The 19,515-nt window shown below is 39.1% G+C and carries 17 protein-coding genes, 1 tRNA gene and 1 pseudogene; 8 read left to right on the forward strand and 11 right to left on the reverse strand.

The window, feature by feature from the left end; translation table 11 throughout:
• The first annotated feature begins 133 nt into the window (after positions 1 to 133).
• Positions 134 to 538 (forward strand): annotated as a pseudogene (locus Q9M50_00150) (site-specific integrase).
• Positions 539 to 589: 51 nt separating this feature from the next.
• Here the strand turns inward: Q9M50_00150 and Q9M50_00155 are convergent.
• The 3 genes from Q9M50_00155 to Q9M50_00165 form a co-directional block, all read right to left on the reverse strand.
• Positions 590 to 666: transfer RNA gene (locus tag Q9M50_00155), tRNA-Arg, on the reverse strand.
• Positions 667 to 708: 42 nt separating this feature from the next.
• Positions 709 to 1,251, reverse strand: a complete 543-nt coding sequence (locus Q9M50_00160) for a response regulator transcription factor (protein ID MDQ7089053.1) — start codon at positions 1,249 to 1,251, stop codon at positions 709 to 711.
• A 10-nt stretch (positions 1,252 to 1,261) separates the two neighbouring features.
• Complete coding sequence (locus Q9M50_00165; GenBank protein MDQ7089054.1) at positions 1,262 to 2,599, reverse strand: ATP-binding protein; 1,338 nt, start codon at positions 2,597 to 2,599, stop codon at positions 1,262 to 1,264.
• Positions 2,600 to 2,814: 215 nt separating this feature from the next.
• Between Q9M50_00165 and Q9M50_00170 the strand changes: the two genes are divergently transcribed.
• Positions 2,815 to 3,636 carry a hypothetical protein gene (locus Q9M50_00170; protein ID MDQ7089055.1) on the forward strand — a complete coding sequence of 274 codons (822 nt, stop codon included), beginning with the start codon at positions 2,815 to 2,817 and terminating at the stop codon, positions 3,634 to 3,636.
• Between the two features lie 123 nt (positions 3,637 to 3,759).
• Here Q9M50_00170 and Q9M50_00175 read toward each other — a convergent pair whose 3' ends face one another.
• A complete protein-coding gene (locus tag Q9M50_00175; GenBank protein MDQ7089056.1) occupies positions 3,760 to 4,911 on the reverse strand; it encodes a glycosyltransferase in 1,152 nt (383 codons plus the stop codon).
• A 214-nt stretch (positions 4,912 to 5,125) separates the two neighbouring features.
• Here Q9M50_00175 and Q9M50_00180 point away from each other — a divergent pair, with 214 nt between their 5' ends.
• Positions 5,126 to 5,320, forward strand: a complete 195-nt coding sequence (locus Q9M50_00180; protein MDQ7089057.1) for a hypothetical protein — start codon at positions 5,126 to 5,128, stop codon at positions 5,318 to 5,320.
• Between the two features lie 56 nt (positions 5,321 to 5,376).
• Here Q9M50_00180 and greA read toward each other — a convergent pair whose 3' ends face one another.
• The 7 genes from greA to dsbD all read right to left on the reverse strand — a co-directional run bounded on the left by greA (position 5,377) and on the right by dsbD (position 15,511).
• Complete coding sequence (greA, locus tag Q9M50_00185; GenBank protein MDQ7089058.1) at positions 5,377 to 5,853, reverse strand: transcription elongation factor GreA; 477 nt, start codon at positions 5,851 to 5,853, stop codon at positions 5,377 to 5,379.
• Between the two features lie 88 nt (positions 5,854 to 5,941).
• A complete protein-coding gene (gene carB / locus Q9M50_00190; protein ID MDQ7089059.1) occupies positions 5,942 to 9,163 on the reverse strand; it encodes a carbamoyl-phosphate synthase large subunit in 3,222 nt (1,073 codons plus the stop codon).
• Positions 9,164 to 9,347: 184 nt separating this feature from the next.
• Positions 9,348 to 10,052 (reverse strand): transposase, encoded by a 705-nt coding sequence (locus Q9M50_00195; GenBank protein ID MDQ7089060.1) that lies wholly within the window; start codon positions 10,050 to 10,052, stop codon positions 9,348 to 9,350.
• 119 nt (positions 10,053 to 10,171) lie between these two features.
• The gene (locus Q9M50_00200) at positions 10,172 to 11,062 is read right to left on the reverse strand and encodes a hypothetical protein (GenBank protein ID MDQ7089061.1); all 891 of its coding nucleotides are present in this window, start codon (positions 11,060 to 11,062) and stop codon (positions 10,172 to 10,174) included.
• A 328-nt stretch (positions 11,063 to 11,390) separates the two neighbouring features.
• On the reverse strand, positions 11,391 to 12,512 hold the full coding sequence (gene carA / locus Q9M50_00205; GenBank protein ID MDQ7089062.1) for a glutamine-hydrolyzing carbamoyl-phosphate synthase small subunit: 1,122 nt from the start codon (positions 12,510 to 12,512) through the stop codon (positions 11,391 to 11,393).
• Between the two features lie 259 nt (positions 12,513 to 12,771).
• Positions 12,772 to 13,290, reverse strand: coding sequence for a TlpA disulfide reductase family protein (locus tag Q9M50_00210; protein ID MDQ7089063.1), 519 nt, complete (start codon positions 13,288 to 13,290; stop codon positions 12,772 to 12,774).
• A 1-nt stretch (position 13,291) separates the two neighbouring features.
• Positions 13,292 to 15,511, reverse strand: coding sequence for a protein-disulfide reductase DsbD (dsbD, locus tag Q9M50_00215; GenBank protein MDQ7089064.1), 2,220 nt, complete (start codon positions 15,509 to 15,511; stop codon positions 13,292 to 13,294).
• 257 nt (positions 15,512 to 15,768) lie between these two features.
• Between dsbD and Q9M50_00220 the strand changes: the two genes are divergently transcribed.
• The 5 genes from Q9M50_00220 to Q9M50_00240 all read left to right on the forward strand — a co-directional run bounded on the left by Q9M50_00220 (position 15,769) and on the right by Q9M50_00240 (position 19,512).
• The gene (locus Q9M50_00220; GenBank protein ID MDQ7089065.1) at positions 15,769 to 16,083 is read left to right on the forward strand and encodes a metalloregulator ArsR/SmtB family transcription factor; all 315 of its coding nucleotides are present in this window, start codon (positions 15,769 to 15,771) and stop codon (positions 16,081 to 16,083) included.
• A gap of 35 nt (positions 16,084 to 16,118) precedes the next feature.
• Positions 16,119 to 16,553 carry a rhodanese-like domain-containing protein gene (locus Q9M50_00225; protein MDQ7089066.1) on the forward strand — a complete coding sequence of 145 codons (435 nt, stop codon included), beginning with the start codon at positions 16,119 to 16,121 and terminating at the stop codon, positions 16,551 to 16,553.
• A gap of 58 nt (positions 16,554 to 16,611) precedes the next feature.
• Positions 16,612 to 17,103 (forward strand): protein-export chaperone SecB, encoded by a 492-nt coding sequence (secB, locus tag Q9M50_00230; protein ID MDQ7089067.1) that lies wholly within the window; start codon positions 16,612 to 16,614, stop codon positions 17,101 to 17,103.
• 5 nt (positions 17,104 to 17,108) lie between these two features.
• Positions 17,109 to 18,107: an NAD(P)H-dependent glycerol-3-phosphate dehydrogenase gene (locus tag Q9M50_00235; protein MDQ7089068.1), complete on the forward strand. Its 999-nt coding sequence runs from the start codon at positions 17,109 to 17,111 to the stop codon at positions 18,105 to 18,107.
• A 124-nt stretch (positions 18,108 to 18,231) separates the two neighbouring features.
• Positions 18,232 to 19,512 (forward strand): pyridoxal-dependent decarboxylase, encoded by a 1,281-nt coding sequence (locus Q9M50_00240; protein ID MDQ7089069.1) that lies wholly within the window; start codon positions 18,232 to 18,234, stop codon positions 19,510 to 19,512.
• Positions 19,513 to 19,515: the final 3 nt, after the last annotated feature.

Below are 19,515 nucleotides of genomic sequence, written 5' to 3' on the forward strand. Positions count from 1 at the left end.
TAATTGCGTGACTAGCTGCGCGTATTTTCTGTGTTGTTCTGTTTTTTTAGTCATTAACCTATGATACAAGAATATCGCAGTTAGTTCTTTATTTTGTCCCGTCTTAAGTTGGTAGCCAAATGTAACAGGTTTACAATGGTCTCAAATTGACATAGATAGAGCGTGTGCATGGATTCATGCTGACCAAGCCAAGTCTAAAAAATCTATAGCAGTTCCATTAAATGATGATGCTTTAAAAGTTATTCTTGAACAAAAAGGAAAACATTTAACTAATGTTTTTACTTATAAAAACAATCCTGTTAAAACAGCAAATTCAAGTGCATGGCGTAAAGCTTTAAAACGGGCAGGAATTAAAAATTTTAGGTATCATGATTTAAGGCATACGTGGGCAAGTTGGCATATTCAAAATGGTACACCGTTAAACGTGTTAAAGGAATTGGGCGGTTGGGCTGATTTAACAATGGTGATGCGTTATGCTCATTTAAGTAGTGACCACTTAAAAAACTATGCTAAAAATTCAAATCATGGCACAGATTAGACACAACACTTAAAGATAATATTATTAAAATAGCTTAACCTGTTGATTTAATGGTGTCCCCGACAGGAATCGAACCTGTAACCTGCTCCTTAGGAGGGAGCCGCGCTATCCTATTGTGCCACGGAGACATTTTGATTCACCATTATACTCAACTGATTTTAATTTTTCAGTTATTCTTTAACAGGGCGTTTATCTAACTTTCTTTGTAAGGTACGGCGGTGCATATTTAACGCTCTGGCCGCGGCGGATATATTCCCGTGATGTTGCATTAATACCGTTTGTAAATGCTCCCACTCCAATCGTTTAACCGATAAGGGTTTTTCTTTAATTTCAACCGAAGAATCCCCTTGGTTTTTATGCAGAGCATTCACAATCTCATCCGCGTTCGCAGGCTTAGTTAAATAATGAACCGCTCCTAACTTAATCGCTTCTACGGCGGTGGCAATACTCGCAAATCCTGTCAGCATAATAATGCGCGTATTATCATCCAATGAAATTAACTTTTTAACCATCTCTAAGCCTGAATCATGCCCAATTCGTAAATCAATCACCGCATATTCAGGTTCGGTTTCCTCGGCTAAAATGATGCCATGTTTTATATCATTCGCAATACTGACATGGTAGCCTCTTTTTTGTAAGGCCGACTTGAGAACATGACAAAATGTCTCATCATCATCAACTAAAAGTAACTGTGGGTTATCATTTTCGGTCATTAAATTTCTCTTAATTAATTAAAGGCAATTTGATTTTTACACAACCGCCTCCTGTTGCGGGGTGGTTGTAAAATTCAATACTACCGTTGATTTGTTTAAGGGTGGTACAGGCTAAAAATAAACCGACACCCAATCCTTGTTTTTTACTTCCCATCGGTTCTAATCCTTTATAACCTAAAAGCTTAGAAGGCAGGCCTTTTCCAAAATCACGTATTTCTAAAGTGAGTTTTTCATTATTCCAATTGGTATGTAACTCGATACCTTTATCTTTTTGTGTCGCTTCTGCTGCATTATTTAAGATATTAATAATTGAATGTGTCAGTGTTTTTTCAGCAATAATCTGTGAGGGAAGATAAACACTGGGTTTGACGATTAATGATAACTTTGCATTCGGCTTTTGCGTTCGCCATTGCAATAAAACTTCATCAATATAATCGACTAGGTTCATCACTTCACCCGATTCAGCACGCATTTCTCCCCCTGATGCGGACATAAGCGATAACGCGGATTTACAACGAACGATTTGTTGTTCTAAAATTTTCATTCTTTCGTGTAAATCAGGGTAACGGTGTTCAGGGAAATCTTGAAGCACCTCATGGGTAACAATGGCCATTGTTCCTAATGGAGTCCCCATATCATGGGCGGCACTCGCAGCAAGAGTTGCTAAGGAGACCACACGCTCATTACGCAGTGCATTTTCACGGGCTTCGGCTAAAGTTCGCTCTCTATCACGTAACGTTTTAGATAATTCAACGACAAAATAAGCCACTAATCCAGCACTAAAAACAAATCCAAACCACATCCCAAAAATATGTAGATTAAAGTATTTTTTATCACTCATAATATGCAGGTGATGCTGCATTTCTACACTCATGATTTTAGGGGACGTTAAATGGGGTTCAATTGCAGGTAATGGGATGTTGTAAGCAATTAAAATAGTATAGGCGGATGAGGTTAAAATAACCATGTACCACGCATACGACTGCGGTAGCATGATACCTGTAATAATCAAGGGTAATAAAAATACCCATATAATCGGGTTAGATGCTCCGCCCGTTAGATATAACATAATGGCGATTCCACAAACATCAATAATAAGCTGTGAAAATATTTCCAGTTCAGTCACATCCTCTTCGGTTTTTAAACGCATCCATGTATAAAAATTAATACTCACAATGGATAAGATAACGAGGCAAAGTTCTTGTTGAGGAAGTTCAATCCCTAAGCCAAAAATAGCTAAAAATACGATCCCTGACTCGCTGAAAATCATTAAGTTTCTAAGAATAAATAACCATTTTAGGTTTTCTCTAATAGATAACGGGGTGTTAGGAAGAATTTGTGCTTGCATGACGTGTAATTTTAGGTTGTTTTATAACGTATCGTTGTATTTCATTTACAAGTGAGGATTACTTTTTAGGGTAATCGTTCATTGATGGGTTTTTTAATCTGAGTAAATAACGGTCACATTTTTTTAGAGCGGAAGCCCTCGTTGTTTTTTGTGGGGCTATTAATCTTCATTTACATAGGTTTTACACGTTATATAATAATAAATTTATTTTATTTATGTCGTTTTATTTCCCTGTTTCAGATTGCCATGCGCGTCATCATCGTAGAGATTATAGCCTTGTCTTGTTTTCCCTTGTTTATATTACGTGTGCGGTAAATTATGATGGGAGTGGTTCATTAGCCGCTCAAAAAGTATTAGCTATCATGACATGGAGTGCTTTAATTGTCATGCTCTGGGATGAAAATAAAGAGACACGAATGCAAGTTATTCTGACGTTGACTTTTGCAACCCTAGCCGAACATTTTGCCTCTATTTATATGGGGTGTTATCGCTATCGTTTTAACAATGTCCCCCTTTATGTTCCCCCAGGTCATGGCGTTATTTATTTAGCGATCATTGCACTGGCTCGATCAGGTTTTTTTTTACATTATGCGAGAAAAATAACCCTAGTTGTACTGGTTGCGGGAGGAAGTTGGGTGTTATGGGGCGTGTTTTTTGCGGCTCGTGAAGATTTAACAGGGGCGGTGTTATTTATTTTATTTTTAATTTATGTATTTAAAGGGCGCGCACCAATGATTTATCTCGCGGCCTTTTTTGTAAGTACGTGGCTGGAAATAGTGGGTACGTTTTCAGGGACTTGGGCATGGGCTGAAATTGATCCTATTTTTGGGTTAACCCAAGCTAATCCACCGAGTGGGGTTGCCGCCTGCTACTGTTTTGTTGATTCGTTAGCCATTATAAATACGAAACTAGGGTTAAAGGCATGGAATTTTATGTTGAAAAAAATAGAGATGATTAAAATACCCTTAACCTCTAGGCAAACGCAATGGGTCAGTAAATGTCGTTGTTTTGTCAAAAAAATGCGAAATAACGTGTAATCGGGGCCATGAAGACGGCCTTATGAGACGTGATGCTTCGCGTCTCAGGATTGTCGAACATAGATTTAATGGGGTTAATAAATACCCACGATTCAACACATCGTATTCCTGCAAGGATTAAATTTACGATTTATTTTTTAGTAAAGCAAGCGAGTAAAACGTATCACGCCAATAAACGCCCCCTTGTTTTAAGGTTAAAAAAGCGGATCGCCAGAGTGCCCATAAGGTGACGGTTGCTGAAAATAAAATAGTTAAACTAATATGCCACCCTACGTTTGCTTTGACCCCGATATAAGCGACGAGACTATGCAGCACGATTAAGGCAACTGCATAGCCGAGGGCGGCTTGAGTGGGGAGTATGAAAATGGCTAGGTAAGGGAAGAAGAAAATAAGTTTGAAAATTATTGTTACGACTAATAATTTAACGACGGAGTAATCAAGCGCGGCAAAACTATTTTTTTCAACTCCCCGTATTAAACCTGATAAATTTTGTTGCCAGCGTATTTCTAGTAGCTGTTCGGCGGCTAATAATTGACTCCGAAACCCATGATGCTTAATTTCTCGCCCTAAACCCATGTCATCAATCATTTCTAAGCGTAATTTTTCAAATCCTCCAATCTGTTGATAACACGAGTGGCGAATTAAATTAAATGCTCCAATACCTACAAAGCGGCGACTTTTAGGATTGGAAATTAGGAAAGGATAAAGGCTTATTAAAAAGACCATTCCCATAAATTGTGCAACACTATTTTCAGCGTAACGACCAGGTATCAAACGGGGCATTAAAGCGAGATGATCCCATTGTTGAGCGTTAACCACTTGCATTGCTTTTTTTAAGGTTTCTTTTGAAAAAATAACATCGCCATCGGTAAATAATAAATAATCCCCTGTGGCATGTTGTGCTGCTGAGTGCATGGCATGATTTTTCCCCAGCCAACGTTCAGGTAATTCTTTGATGTGAATAACGTTTAAGCGTGATGATTGCGTTTGCAGCTTATCCATAATCGCCCCCGTTTGGTCGGTGGAACGATCATTAACCGCTAAAATTTCAAAATTGGGGTAATCCTGAGCTAATAATGAAGATAAGGCGCTATGAATTTTTTGTTCTTCATCGCGTGCTGGGACGATAATAGATATTTTAGGGTAATGAGTCAGCGGGGGCAGTGTTTTGATGACTTTGTGTAATTGTAGATAATATAAAAAATGGAGTATAACACCGCTATGCCATAACCAAAATAAGGCGGTAAGCCAGCCAAAAAGCGTAATAATAGACATAGTGATTACTCAAAATACCCCATGTTACGCGTTGTCAGCGTATTTTTAAATATCAAGTGGCGCATTTTTTAATCTAATTTTATGGGTGGCTTAATTTTTGATAAATTATTTTAAAATTCTAACGTTAATGATTCTGTCGTTTAATGTCTAATGAGGGTTGATTTAGAGCCTTGGTTTGACCAAAATAGTTTTTGGGGGACTAGGCGGTTTTATTTTGCCGATTTGTTTCGGGTTGATGAATGACATCATCGGCGTTTGGACCAGCTGTTTTATGCTTTTATTAGTCATTGTCGGTATTTCATTAGTGTGGATGCATGTTTCAATTGTCTTATCCAATCGGAAATTATGTCCTGAAATGAAATGTTTAACCGCTTTACCCGAAGTTTTAGATCATCAAGCAAGGGGATAATAAATAAATTATAGAGGTAGAGAGGTGAAAAATATCACCTCTCTCTATTTAAAAGGTTAGATATATTGGATGGATAAAATCTCATACTCTATGTCCCCTCCAGGGGTTTTTACTAACACGACATCTTCAGCTCTTTTACCGATTAAAGTACGCGCAATAGGTGAACCTACTGAAATGCGATGTTCTTTTATATCGGCTTCATCGACGCCTACAATTTGATAAGTAACCACTTTTTCAGTTTCAATATTTTCTATTTCAACGGTTGCTCCAAAAATAACGCGCCCATCCGCATCTATTTGGGTGACATCAATAATTTCAGCATTAGAAAGTTTCCCATCAATATCTTTAATACGTCCTTCGGCAAAACTTTGTTGATCCCGAGCAGCATGATATTCCGCATTTTCTTTTAAATCACCATGCTCACGGGCCGTGGCAATATCAGCAATAATGCGTGGACGGACGACTGATTTTAATTCTTCTAATTCAGCACGTAACTTATTGGCACCGACAACGGTTAAAGGGACTTTGTTCATAGTTTACTCCTAATTTTAATCTAAAAAAAACCTGAGAGTTTTGTAAAAAAACACACAGGTTTCAATGGTTTTTAATGATGAAAAATAATTAATTTAAACGGGCATGTAAGTCTTGCAGAGAATTAACATCCCCTACGCCTAATTCACCGAGCGCATAACAAGCCGCTTTTGCTCCTGCTAAGGTGGTGTAATACGCGACATGATGTTGCAGAGCTTCACGGCGCATGGTAAATGAATCCGCAATTGCCTTGGTACTCACCGCGGTATTGATGATGAGTTGAATTTGATCATTTTTAATCATATCCACGGTATTAGGTCGTCCTGCATTGACTTTATAGACTTCATCACAGGGAATGCCTGCATTTTTTAATACCCGAGCTGTTCCGCGTGTCGCAACAATTTCATAGTCTTTGGCCACGAGCATTTTAGCTACATCAATTATTTTAACTTTATCTTCATCTCGAATACTAATTAAAACTTTGCCTGTATGACTTAAATCAACGCCCGCTGCCCGTTGTGACTTAGCAAAAGCCTCACCAAAGGTTTTACCTACGCCCATGACTTCCCCTGTTGATTTCATTTCAGGGCCTAATAATGAATCGACCCCTGGAAATTTCACAAACGGAAACACCGCCTCTTTGACTGAGAAATAATCAGGAATACATTCTTTGGTATAGCCTTGTTCGATTAAGCTTTTACCTGCCATACAACGCGCTGCAATTTTAGCTAAAGGATAGCCTGTGGCTTTAGAGACAAAGGGTGCGGTTCGAGAGGCGCGTGGATTGACTTCCAAGACATAGACTTCTTCCCCTTGTACTGCAAATTGGGTATTCATTAAACCACGTACTCCCAAGGCTTTTGCCATTTGCCCTACTTGATCACGGAGTTTATCTTGAATTTCTGGGGCTAATTCATAAGGTGGAATGGAACACGCTGAATCGCCTGAATGCACGCCAGCTTGCTCAATATGTTCCATTAGGCCGCCAATTAAAACGGTTTCTCCATCATAAATAGCATCAACATCCATTTCAACGGCATCATTTAAGAATCGGTCTAACAAGACAGGTGAATCATTAGAAACACTGACCGCTTCTTGCATATAGCGACGTAAACCTTGCTCATTAAAAACAATTTCCATTGCCCGTCCGCCTAAAACATAAGACGGTCTAACCACCAAAGGATATCCCAATTCTTTAGCTGAATTAACCGCTTGTTCTGTTGAACGCGCGGTGGCATTGGGCGGTTGTTTAAGGTTTAAACGTTCTAATAATTTTTGAAAGCGTTCCCGATCTTCAGCTAAATCAATCGAATCGGGGGATGTTCCAATAATTGGTGCGCCAGCGGCTTCCAAAGCACGGGCTAATTTTAATGGGGTTTGTCCCCCATATTGCACAATCACACCTTTAGGTTGTTCTAAATCAATAATTTCTAAAACATCTTCTAAGGTTAACGGTTCAAAATACAAACGATCCGAGGTGTCAAAATCGGTAGAAACGGTTTCAGGATTACAATTAATCATAATGGTTTCATAGCCATCTTCGCGTAATGCTAAGGCCGCATGAACACAGCAATAATCAAACTCAATGCCTTGTCCAATTCGATTCGGTCCTCCGCCTAAAATAATAATTTTTTCTTTATCGGTTGGACGGGCTTCACACTCACGCTCATAAGTGGAATATAAATAAGCGGTATCGGAATCAAATTCAGCCGCACACGAATCTATACGTTTATAAACGGGACGAATATTAAATTTATGGCGTACATTACGCACTTCAGATTCAACCGTTTCTAATAATTTAGCTAAACGAACATCTGAAAAGCCTTTGCGTTTTAATGAAAATAAATCTTTTTCATCCAAAGCGGTGAGGGTTTTCGTCATTAAAACTTTTTCATTGAGGACTAAATCCTCAATTTGAGCTAAAAACCAGCGGTCAATTTTAGAGGCTTCAAAAACGTCTTCCAACGACATGCCATTACGAAAACCATCCGCGACATACCAAATTCTATCAGGACCCGGGTGACGTAATTCACGTTCAATTTTATCTTGAGTGTCTTCAGTGCCATCCAATTCGATGACTTCATCCAAACCAGAAACGCCAATTTCTAAACCACGTAAGGCTTTTTGTAACGACTCTTGAAAAGTGCGTCCAATCGCCATCACTTCGCCGACGGATTTCATTTGTGTGGTTAAACGATCATCGGCTTGAGGAAATTTCTCAAAGGTAAACCGAGGGACTTTAGTGACCACATAATCAATGGTTGGCTCAAAGGAGGCAGGAGTTGCGCCGCCTGTAATCTCATTTTTTAATTCATCTAACGTATAACCAACCGCTAATTTTGCCGCGACTTTGGCAATCGGGAATCCTGTGGCTTTTGAGGCTAAGGCAGAAGAACGGGAGACGCGTGGATTCATCTCAATGACCACCATTCGCCCATCTTCGGGATTAATCGCCACTTGAACATTTGATCCGCCCGTATCCACGCCAATTTCACGCAAAACGGCTAGAGAGACATTTCGTAGGATTTGATATTCTTTGTCGGTTAAGGTTTGTGCAGGCGCAACGGTAATCGAATCGCCTGTGTGTACACCCATCGGGTCAAAGTTTTCGATGGAACAGATAATAATACAATTATCGTTGGTATCGCGGACGACTTCCATTTCGTACTCTTTCCAACCAAGTACCGACTCTTCAACTAAGAGTTCATTGGTCGGCGATAAATACAAACCGCGTTCGCAAATTTCAACAAATTCTTCTTTATTGTAAGCGATACCGCCGCCGCTTCCGCCCATCGTAAACGAAGGCCGAATCACGGTGGGATAACCAACTTCTTTTTGAGCTGAAAACGCCTCTTCCATCGTATGCGCGGTTTTAGATTTAGCGACATCGAAACCTAATCGCCCCATCGCTTGGTTAAACAGCTCGCGATCTTCGGCCATATTGATGGCTTCTTTAGTCGCGCCAATCATTTCCACGTTGTGTTTTGCCAACACGCCGTGTTTATCTAGATCTAAGGCACAATTTAACGCGGTTTGTCCGCCCATCGTCGGTAAAACGGCATCGGGTTTTTCTTTCTCGATGATTTTTTCAACGGTTTGCCAGTCAATGGGTTCAATATAAATGGCATCGGCCATCTCGGGGTCGGTCATGATAGTCGCAGGATTTGAGTTGACTAAGATGACGCGATAGCCTTCTTCTCGTAACGCTTTACATGCTTGCGTTCCAGAATAATCAAACTCGCAAGCTTGACCAATGACAATAGGCCCTGCGCCTAGTAATAAAATGGATTTTAAATCGGTTCTTTTTGGCATATTGTTATGTGTTAGGAGGTAATTATTTTTTAATCATTTGTTTTATTGACATCCTCCCCTCCCTAAAGGAAGGGGATTCCTCCGGCGAGCGTTTGATGTCCCAAACGGAGAATGTTCTTTACGGCATTCATATCTCTATTATGCTTTGTACGTATCTACTTTAAATTTCAGGGTAAAACAAATATCAGACCTGCAAACTTTGCGCTTTTTGAGCGATAAGATTCGCCATAGACGGCATTTTGAATTCACCACTAACTCGGTCATAAACATAATCATAAAAACTCACGGCTAGTTTTTTAGCCGTTTCAGCAAGACTCATAAAACTGTCTTTGATTTTCGTGCCTTTCTCATTTCGAGTCTGGAAGCTTATGTCTCGCGCACGCGCTTGTCTTCTTGCGCCAAGTTCGGCTGCATTGTTATGGAGTGGTAATTGTGGAAGCTCCAAAACTCGCAATAATTCAGTCTTTTTCGCCAGTGTTTTGGCGATGCGATCATTGAGGTCTTCATAATCGCTTGTGGTTGCAAACAATTCATTAAATCGCGTTAACAACCATGCCTTTTTATCGGGGCAGGGATTTTTTTGATAGTTAAGCAACTCCTTATAATACTCCCAATAGTGCCCTCGAAAATCGGCTAATGCTTGCTGATGTATTTCCAGAATTGGACGGAGTTTTTTGTAGTGGCGAGCATCGTGAACCCAGCATAACCCCAAATGTTCCGTCAGTAATTTGAATTGCGGCGCATCGTCTGCAAGCAAGGTTTCAATAACAGGAAAATCCGTTTGTTGCTGATAATAGGCAATGGCACAAGCTTCGGTGACATGCGCTACCTGTCTCACGCCTAAGGTATTTAAGATCGCTAAGTGCAACTTAAATTGCGCTTCATTCATCACTGTATTGACAGGTATTTGAGCATCAACTTTTGCCCGTGCTTTATCAGCTAACTTGAACTCGTCAAGCAAGGATTGAGCCTGTTGATTGTAGATATAATGGCGTGGCGCATAATCGGTCAGCACGTCCAGAACCGATAAACGGTTTTTGTGTTTGGTGGTGAAATAAGCGGTAAACAAGTCGTTGCAGACCACCTGACGATAGTGGTTATCACCGTTGACTCGCGCACTGGTATCATCAATCTGCCCGTAATCACTGTTGAGAATACCGCTGCGATAAAGTTCGCTTTTTTCCTGATGCGCCCAGTCATAACCGCCTGTCCATTGCTGAGAAACATAAGTCGGCGACACCACAATGCCAATATTTTCAAAAAACCGACCATGGGTTTTTCGGTCACGCCCATCATCTTAAGCATGGGAATCAAGCTACGAATTCCAATACCAAATTCGCCCTGACCTCGAACGCCTTCAGGCAATTGGGCGCGGTAATACTTATTTTCAGAAGGTGAATAAAAAATCTCACGGAGATACTTAATATTATTGGTTTTGATGACAATGTCTTGAATCACCACTTCCGCAAAGCCTTTAGATACTAAGTCGCTAGGCAAGCCAGTTTTGTCGAGTAGGCATTTTAGCGTTTGGTCGATTTTAACTCGTGGGATCTTGGGTTTACGGCGGCGTTTTTTCTTATCCGAGTCCGTATTTTCAGTGTCGTTATTAGTTTCTTTTTGCGCGTCAACTTGTGCTTTTTTACGTTCGTCTTCGGATGAAATATCATCACCCTTATTATTTTTATTGGGTTTGATATCAGGCTTTCCCTGCTCACCTTTCAAGCGATTAACCTCGTCACGAAGTTGCTGTAATTCAGTTTCTAAAGACAATTTATCACTGGCTAAGCGTTCAATAAGATTGAATATTTTTTTGACAATATCCTGCGCTTCGCTACTTTCCATTTGAGCGATTTCTTGATAAATGGCGTTAGTTTCAGCCTGTAGGTCGTGGATATTCAAAGTATGTAAATGTTCGTTCTTTTATGATATGTTGTCAAATCTATTTTAGAAATTTTATCTTTACCCTGAGATTTAAAGTAGATACCTTTGTACTACACTCAGTACAAGACCATGCTCTTATTCCAAGTCCTGTTCTACCTTTCGGACTATTGCGGCTGATAAGGTCACAACATGAACAAGTTTGGGAAGTGTAAGCTTCGTTGACTTTGATAAACACGGATTGCATCCCTTCGGATTTATAATCAAGCTGTGTTTTAAGCAGAAACCAGCGTCCTCCAACAATCATTCTAATATTAGGATAAAAAACCAGCCTCAGAGTATTTGTGTTTTATTTTTCCATCATTTCAACAAACTTATCAAATAAGCCTTCAACGTCTTGAGGCCCTGGACTTGCTTCTGGATGCCCTTGAAAACTAAAGGCGGGGCAATCGGTACGTTCTATCCCTTGTAAACTGCCATCAAACAAAGAATGATGCGTTGCTTTGACATTATCGGGTAGTGAGGTTTCATCCACCGCAAAGCCATGATTTTGACTGCTAATCATGACTTTATTCGTCGCTTTATCTTGAACAGGATGATTGGCTCCATGATGTCCAAATTTCATTTTAACCGTTTTTGCACCGCTGGCTAAGGCTAATAATTGATGCCCTAAACAAATACCAAAGACGGGGATTTTGGTGTCTAAAATAGTTTTAATCGCTTCAATCGCATAAGTACACGGTTCAGGGTCACCTGGACCATTGGATAAAAAGATACCGTCAGGATTCATGGCTAAAACCTCAGAAGCAGTCGTGGTTGCAGGAACAACGGTTACTCGACAACCTCGGTTAGCCAGTAATCTTAAAATATTACGCTTAACCCCAAAATCATACGCCACTACATGCGTTGTCAAATTATCAGCTTCTTGGTGACCTTGTGCTAAAGTCCACGTATTTTCACGCCATTCATAGGGTTTAGAGGTGGTAACTTCTTTTGCTAAATCTAAACCTTTTAAGCCTGAAAATTTTGTAATTTCTTGCTTGGCTTGTTCAAGATTAGCGTCATCACCTGTAACAATACACCCTCGTTGCGCCCCTTTATCACGTAATAATCGGGTTAACTGACGGGTATCAATTTCAGCAATGGCAACGACCTTATTGTCTTGCAAATAATCGGCTAATGATTTTTCATTACGCCAGTTACTCGCCAATAAAGGTAAATCACGAACCACTAAACCACTGGCAAAAACATGGGTTGATTCATTGTCTTCCTCAGTCGTCCCTACATTACCAATATGAGGATAGGTTAAGGTTACAATTTGTCGCGCATAAGAGGGATCACTTAAAATTTCTTGATACCCTGTTAATGCGGTATTAAAAACCACTTCACCGATAGAACAGCCCTCTATACCTATAGATACCCCTTCAAATATCGTTCCATCTTCCAATACCAACCACGCGGACTTACTCAAAATTAATCACCTTAATCATTAGATAAACAGGATAAGCTTATATTAACCCATTCCTTTGTTAAAAATAAAAATTGAGGTGATTTTACGAAATTATGCGGCGGAGGTCATTAATAATTTCTAAATTATAGTTAAGTTAGCTTTTCACTTTACTTTTATGCCCCTTAAAATAAAAAGAAATTTTGACGGTTACAAGGGGTAGGTGATAGGTTTTTTTACTATGAGGAACTTGTTTGGGTACTTTATGGGTTGCCGATACGATTTAGTTTTTATTAAATAACGGTTCAATAACATCCAAAATTTGAGCTTGAGTAATTTCGCCCATTTGTCGGTGAATAATTTGACCGTGTTGATTTAAGATAACCGTAAAAGGAACGGCATTAATGGTATTTCCCCATGAACGTGCAAGCTGCGCCCCTGCGTATTCGCCTATTAAAATAGGGTAGTTAATTGAAACGGCTGCCGCGTATTCAGCAACGGTCTGTTGTTCTTCAAGGGCAATTCCAATAAATTGTATATTTTGATCGGCATAGTCATTTTGCATTGTTATAAAGTCAGGAATTTCTTTTAAACAAGGGGGACACCAAGTTGCCCAAAAATTGATGATTAAAAATTTATCCTGCCAGTTTGATAAGGGTTGCTGTTGACCCTTTAAATCAGGAAGTGTTATATCGGCTAACGAAATGGTTTGGATTTCAGCGGGCTTATTAAAAATGTGTATTGCAAGGCCACTGGTTAAGGCGAGTAGGGCAACGAATACGATAACAAATGTTTGTTTCATTTTAATGTCCAATGGATTGAATGCCTGCAAGAAAGATTTCACGGGTTTGATAACCAATGACGCGGTGATTTAATTGTTCTTTTTTATCCGTTCCAAAAAATAAAATAGCAGGGGGACCAATTAAATTAAAATGGGTTAATAATACCTTGTCATCGTCTGAATTTTTGGTGACATCAACTTGCAATACTATAAAGTGAGTCAATGCCTGTTTTACTTTTGGGTCTGTAAAGGTATACGCTTCCATTTCTTTACAGGAAATACACCAATCTGCATAAAAATCTAACATCACGGGTTGATTATTGGCACTCGCGAGTTCTAATTGACTTGTTAGTTCGGCTAATGAGGTAATTTGTTTAAATTCAATTCCCTGATGGGTCGTTTTAGTTGAAGAGCTTGCCAAACCTTGCAACGGTTTTAAAGGATTCGTATTTCCCGCGCTCATTCCCACCAGTAATAAAATACCGTAAATGAGCATAACTACGCCAAGACCTTTCCCTAGTTTAAACCAGCCACTGCATTCAGCGGGTAACGCTTCGAGTGCGTGTAAATAAACCGAAGATATAATAAATAAGACTGCCCACAAGAATAAAGTGACACTTGCTGGTAAAATACGTTCTAGCATCCATAAGGCGGTGGCTAACATAATAACCCCAAAGACGGCTTTGGTTGAATTTAACCAATGACCCGCTTGAGGTAATAGTTTACCCGCAGAGGCACCGAGAATGAGTAATGGAAAGCCCATGCCTAATCCCATCATAAATAAAGCAGAACCGCCTAAGATAGCATCGCCTGTTTGTCCGATATAAATTAATGCCCCTGCTAAAGGCGCGGCAACGCAAGGTCCGACTATTAATGAGGATAAGGCTCCCATAATCGCGACCCCTAAATAAGAGCCATCACGGTGACTGTCACTGGAGTTATGTAGTTTGGCTTGTAAGAATTTAGGAAGCTCTAAACTATAAAAACCAAACATGGATAAGGATAATAAAATAAATACGCCACTAAAAAGCGCGATAATCCATGTTTGTTGAAAGAGAACTTGTAAATTACTGCCAAATAACGCGGCTAATACACCAAAAATGGTATAGGTTAAAGCCGAGGCGACCACGTAGGATAATGATAAAAGAAACGCTTTTGTGGTGGTTATTTTGTTACCTTGTCCAATAATGAGTCCTGATAAAATGGGAATCATCGGAAAAATACAGGGCGTAAAGGAAAGTAATAATCCAAATCCTAAAAAACTTAAAAGCGTAAGCCATAAGTTGTCCTGTTGTAATGCCTTTGCAATTTGATTTTGTTCTGATAAATTATTAGGCGAGGGCGCGGTTACTTTTTGGGTTACTGTTGATAATTGGGTGGCAATCGGAAGTGTTAATGAATGTTCTTGAGTCATCGGCGGGTAACAAACCCCTCGATCAGCACAGCCTTGAAAATCTGCTTTTAAAATAAGTGTTTCTGAGGCGTTGGCTGTACGCAATAAAGGGAGGTCAAATTTTAATTGCTGATGAAAAATTTCAACTTGACCAAAGGCTTCATCATGCTTAGGTTCACCGCGAGGAATGTTATAGGTACCTAAGCTGACATGATTACTATTTAATAACTGTAATTTAATTTTATCGCGGTATAAATAATAGCCATCCGCAATGATCCAATTGAGACGTAAGGTTTTTTCATCTTTAATTTCAACAAAAAACTGAAAGGCTTTATCCGCAGGTAGGAGAACATCTTGAAATAAATTAGAGGTGATACTTTTAAACCCCGTCACTAATTGTTTAAGCGGGTCTACTACAGGCACAGTTAATTCAAGCGAGATTGTTTTTTTCTGTGGAGGATAGCAAACCCCTATATCCGCACATCCTTGATAGTGAATGTCGATTATTAACTGAGATTTGTTCGTGGGGTTTTGAATTGAAATAGGCAATAGGAGCTGTTGGCGATGAATAATGACCTCACCAAAAGCGGCATCCTGTTTATGTTGACCTTGTGGAAAAACAATTTGCCCCAATGTTACCGTTGCCGTTTGTGATTTTACAGAAAAACGGTGTTGATAAAGATAATAGCCTTCGGCTATTTGAAGTGATAACTCAAGATGGTTATTAATAAAATCAGCAGAAACCTTGAATGCCTCATCAGGTGGCAATAAGTTAGGCGTGTTAGCACGACTTACTAAGGGGGAAAGTAAGAGCAAAAGATAAAAAAAACTTATTCGGACAAAGGTCATGAGTTAATCCAGTTAAGGGGAATTTGATAGCGGTGAGTCATTAAGGACTGCAACTATTTTAGGAAGTTCATAAGTCGATAAGCAAATGATACTTTTGAAGAATGATGGGCTATTATCCTAGAGAATCCCTTATTTTACGTTTAAAAAATTATTTTTTTTAAAGCTATGTTCTAAATATATGGCTTGACGAAAAACCACATCAACCTATAATGCGAGAGTTAAACTTCAACGATTGTCGTATTTAGAGCTTATGAGTTATGGAAAATAACGAAAAAAAAATCCCTTACGATGATGCTGATATTATTCGTGCAGCCCGTTGTTTAAAGGCAATGTCTCATCCTTTACGTTTAAAAATATTGTGTGTTTTGGGGAGTGACTTAATTAGCGTACAAGAAATTGTTGAGCAAGTGGGTACAAGCCAAAGTAACATTTCCCAGCATTTAGCGATTTTAAGAGAAAAAGATTTATTAGGCTTTAAAAAAGAAGCCAATCGTGTTTATTATTTTATTGATGATGAACGAATGCTTAAATTAATCAGTATGATGCGTGAGATTTTTTGTAGCCGTCATTAATTACTTTACTCTTTAAATAATAACAAAAATACCTCATGGATCAATATTTAGAATTTATTACGAATCATTATTTACTGTCTTTTGCATTTGTTGTTGTTGCATTTTTACTTATTCAAGATTTACTTGAAAATACCTTTAGCAAAGTCGAAAGTTTGTCGCCTTTACTTGCGGTAACGAAAATGAATAGCAGTGATGTTTTTACGATGGATGTAAGAGACTCTCACGATTTTCTTAAAGGTCATATAGAAGGGGCTGAAAATACTCCCTTAGATAAGATTGAAGAAAACTTAGAGGCACTTAGTGCCTATAAAACAACCGAAGTACTTCTTGTTTGTCAAACAGGGACACGGATAACAGCAGCAAGTAAAATTTTAGCAGCGGCAGGGTTTGAAAAAATATTAAGCCTTAAAGGCGGAATGCAATCATGGGAAGATGCTAAGTTGCCTGTTAAAATGAGCAGTAAAAAATAAATAACGGATGTTTTTTAATTATCTTTCATTAACTTTTAATACTTAAAATTATTATATTATGGCCGAAAAAATCGAAACAAAAGAAGACGGAACGACAGAAGCTAAAAATTTTTCAATTCAAAAAATTTATACGAAAGATATTTCCTTTGAAACGCCTAATTCCCCTCAAATTTTTATTGATAAATGGGAGCCTCAAGTTGATTTTAATTTAGGCACTAACGTAACGCCTTTAGAAGATAATTTATACGAGGTGGTTTTATCGGTCACGGTTACAGTCAAATGTGGTGAAAAAACAGCGTATTTAGTGGAAGTGGCTCAAGCAGGCGTTTTTACTTTAACAGGGTTTAGTGAAGATGAAATGGGGCCTATGATGGGAAGTTTTTGCCCTAATATTTTATTTCCTTATGCCAGAGAAGTTATTTCTGATTTAGTCAGCAAAGGGGGGTTTCCACAATTATTATTAGCCCCTGTTAATTTTGAAGCCCTCTATACCCAACATTTACAGCAGGTTGAAGCGGAACAACTTCCAGGTTCTGATAGCATTAATTAAAGTCAATGACCGCTAAAATTAGTGTCTTAGGGGCAGGTTCTTGGGGAACAGCTTTAGCGATACTGGCAGCTAGAAATGGCTGCCAGACTTTGTTATGGGGGCATGACGCTCGACATATTGCAACGCTTAAAAAAGATAATGAAAATAAACATTATCTGCCTGAATTACCGTTTCCTCAGGGCTTAAAGGTCACCGATCAATTACAAGAGGCTGCCGAGTTTAGCGACTTATTGTTAATTTCAGTCCCCAGTCATGCGTTTAAAGCCACGCTGCTGAAATTAAAACCCTTTATTACAGTCGATACTCAAGTGGCTTGGGCAACTAAGGGATTTTGTGCTGAAACGGGTGGGTTACTTGATTCTGTTGTGAGTGAAAACTTATTTTCTCAAACCGCCACCGCCGTTTTATCAGGGCCTACGTTTGCCAATGAAGTGGCCAAAGATTTACCCACAGCGATTACCATTGCCTCGAAAGATAGAGCCCTTGCAAATAGACTCGCGGCTTTATTGCATAATCCACGTTTTCGTGCGTATACCAGTACTGATATTATTGGTGTTCAAGTAGGCGGGGCGATTAAAAATGTTTTAGCGATCGCCGCAGGAATTGCCGATGGCTTGGGCTTTGGAGCGAATACACGCGCCGCATTGATTACGCGGGGTTTGACAGAAAGCATTCGTTTAGGGTCTAAATTAGGCGGGCAACAAGAAACCTTAATGGGCTTGGCAGGGTTAGGGGATTTAGTTCTCACGTGTACCGACGATCAATCGCGAAACCGTCGTTTTGGTTTAGCTCTAGGTCGAGGTGGAAACCAAGCGGACATCATTAAAGAAATCGCTCAAGAGGTTGAAGGTGTTTTTGCCGCCAAAGAAGCGTATTTATTATCAAAAAAATATCAGATTGAAATGCCTATTATTGAGCAAACCTATAAAGTGCTTTATGAAAATTTAGACCCGCTGTTAGCCGTACAAAATTTATTAGCGCGTGAACAAAAATCAGAAAGTTAGCCCCATTTTACTTGAGACTCACCCACTCAATAAACATTTTAGCGAGTAGTATTAGATTTCGTCTGACTGGATATTGAAGATAGGATGCCAATATAGAGTCGTTTTCATAAAAAACTTAGACATCATGGACCATTTCCACGCCTATCAGGCTATTCTATCCCGTTTCAATGAAGAGTTATCAATCAAGCTCGGCTATCCAGGTTCATTATTGTCAACCCTTCATGGCGTATTAAACCCCGAACAAATTGAGATTACTGCGTCGGGTCAAAAAATTATTAATAACGAAGTGATTGGCATAATGCCGAATAGCCTTGCTGAGATACATATTAATAATATAGGAAGTCCTTGGAAAAATTCAGAAAGTTACACGATTGAAATTAAAGACATCGAAATAGAAGCCATTGAAATTTTAGGACATTATTTTGGCTTACCCAAAGAAGTCGCACGAGGTTATATTACGACAGGGGGGACAGAAGCAAATTTAGCCTGTCTATGGTGGTCTAAATTATGGTTAGCCCGCCAACAAAAAAAACAATCATCCCCTCCGTTTCCAAAAGTATTTTGTAGTCAGGATACGCATTATTCCATTCATAAAATAAGTCATTTAATGGGGTTTGAGTTAGGTTTGATTGAGAGTGATCTCACGGGTGAGATTAATTTGATCGACTTAGAGTGCAAACTTACGCATCATATCGAAAATAATCCAAAACAAAGTATCATTATGGTCGCTAATATAGGGACAACGGTGACAGGGGCTATGGATGATGTTTTGGGGATCAAACATATTTTTGAAACAATAACCTTATCAGGAAAACGCTTACCGTACACTATTCATGCCGATGCGGCCTGTTATGGGATGATTATTCCCGTGACAAAACCGTTTCATCAGGTCACTAACTATTTTACGGATTTAGGGGTTAATACAATGACCCTTTCAGGCCATAAATTTTTAGGGACGAATATTCTCGGTATTCCTTTGACCACGGAACCTTTTTTACGCGAAGCATTTGAAAAAAATACCCGTATCATTAGTTACTGTGGCAATATTGATGATATTACTATTTCGGGATCGAGATCGGGGATAAATATTTTGTGGTTACACAATACTTTAAAGCAGTTGCGTATGGATCACTCTTTTGAACTCATCGAAAAGATGGTTGCTCATAACTTAGAGAATGCCCAATTTTTATACAATCAATTAGTCGCCCTAGTCGGTGATGAACATGTTATTTGGATTAAAGGGCAATTTAATGTTGTATTTCCGAGACCGTCGGTGGGTTTAATTAAAAAATTTAAACTGATGCCCGCAAATGATAATAAGGCCGTCATTTGCACGCATATTAATGTATCGCGTGACTTGCTTGACGAATTTATTAATGAGTATCGTCAAGAACGCGCGGAATAACAT

The organism is Methylococcales bacterium (genome assembly GCA_030949405.1).
Taxonomy (GTDB): Bacteria; Pseudomonadota; Gammaproteobacteria; order Methylococcales; family Methylomonadaceae; genus WTBX01.

Coding starts and splice junctions, on each gene's coding strand:
- carB (MDQ7089059.1), bottom strand. CDS start 9,163: ATGCCAAAAAGAACCGATTTAAAATCCATTTTATTACTAGGCGCAGGG.
- Q9M50_00220 (MDQ7089065.1), top strand. CDS start 15,769: ATGGAAAATAACGAAAAAAAAATCCCTTACGATGATGCTGATATTATT.
- dsbD (MDQ7089064.1), bottom strand. CDS start 15,511: ATGACCTTTGTCCGAATAAGTTTTTTTTATCTTTTGCTCTTACTTTCC.
- Q9M50_00165 (MDQ7089054.1), bottom strand. CDS start 2,599: ATGCAAGCACAAATTCTTCCTAACACCCCGTTATCTATTAGAGAAAAC.
- Q9M50_00240 (MDQ7089069.1), top strand. CDS start 18,232: ATGGACCATTTCCACGCCTATCAGGCTATTCTATCCCGTTTCAATGAA.
- Q9M50_00210 (MDQ7089063.1), bottom strand. CDS start 13,290: ATGAAACAAACATTTGTTATCGTATTCGTTGCCCTACTCGCCTTAACC.
- secB (MDQ7089067.1), top strand. CDS start 16,612: ATGGCCGAAAAAATCGAAACAAAAGAAGACGGAACGACAGAAGCTAAA.
- Q9M50_00160 (MDQ7089053.1), bottom strand. CDS start 1,251: ATGACCGAAAATGATAACCCACAGTTACTTTTAGTTGATGATGATGAG.
- Q9M50_00175 (MDQ7089056.1), bottom strand. CDS start 4,911: ATGTCTATTATTACGCTTTTTGGCTGGCTTACCGCCTTATTTTGGTTA.
- Q9M50_00225 (MDQ7089066.1), top strand. CDS start 16,119: ATGGATCAATATTTAGAATTTATTACGAATCATTATTTACTGTCTTTT.
- Q9M50_00170 (MDQ7089055.1), top strand. CDS start 2,815: ATGTCGTTTTATTTCCCTGTTTCAGATTGCCATGCGCGTCATCATCGT.
- Q9M50_00195 (MDQ7089060.1), bottom strand. CDS start 10,052: ATGAATGAAGCGCAATTTAAGTTGCACTTAGCGATCTTAAATACCTTA.
- greA (MDQ7089058.1), bottom strand. CDS start 5,853: ATGAACAAAGTCCCTTTAACCGTTGTCGGTGCCAATAAGTTACGTGCT.
- Q9M50_00235 (MDQ7089068.1), top strand. CDS start 17,109: ATGACCGCTAAAATTAGTGTCTTAGGGGCAGGTTCTTGGGGAACAGCT.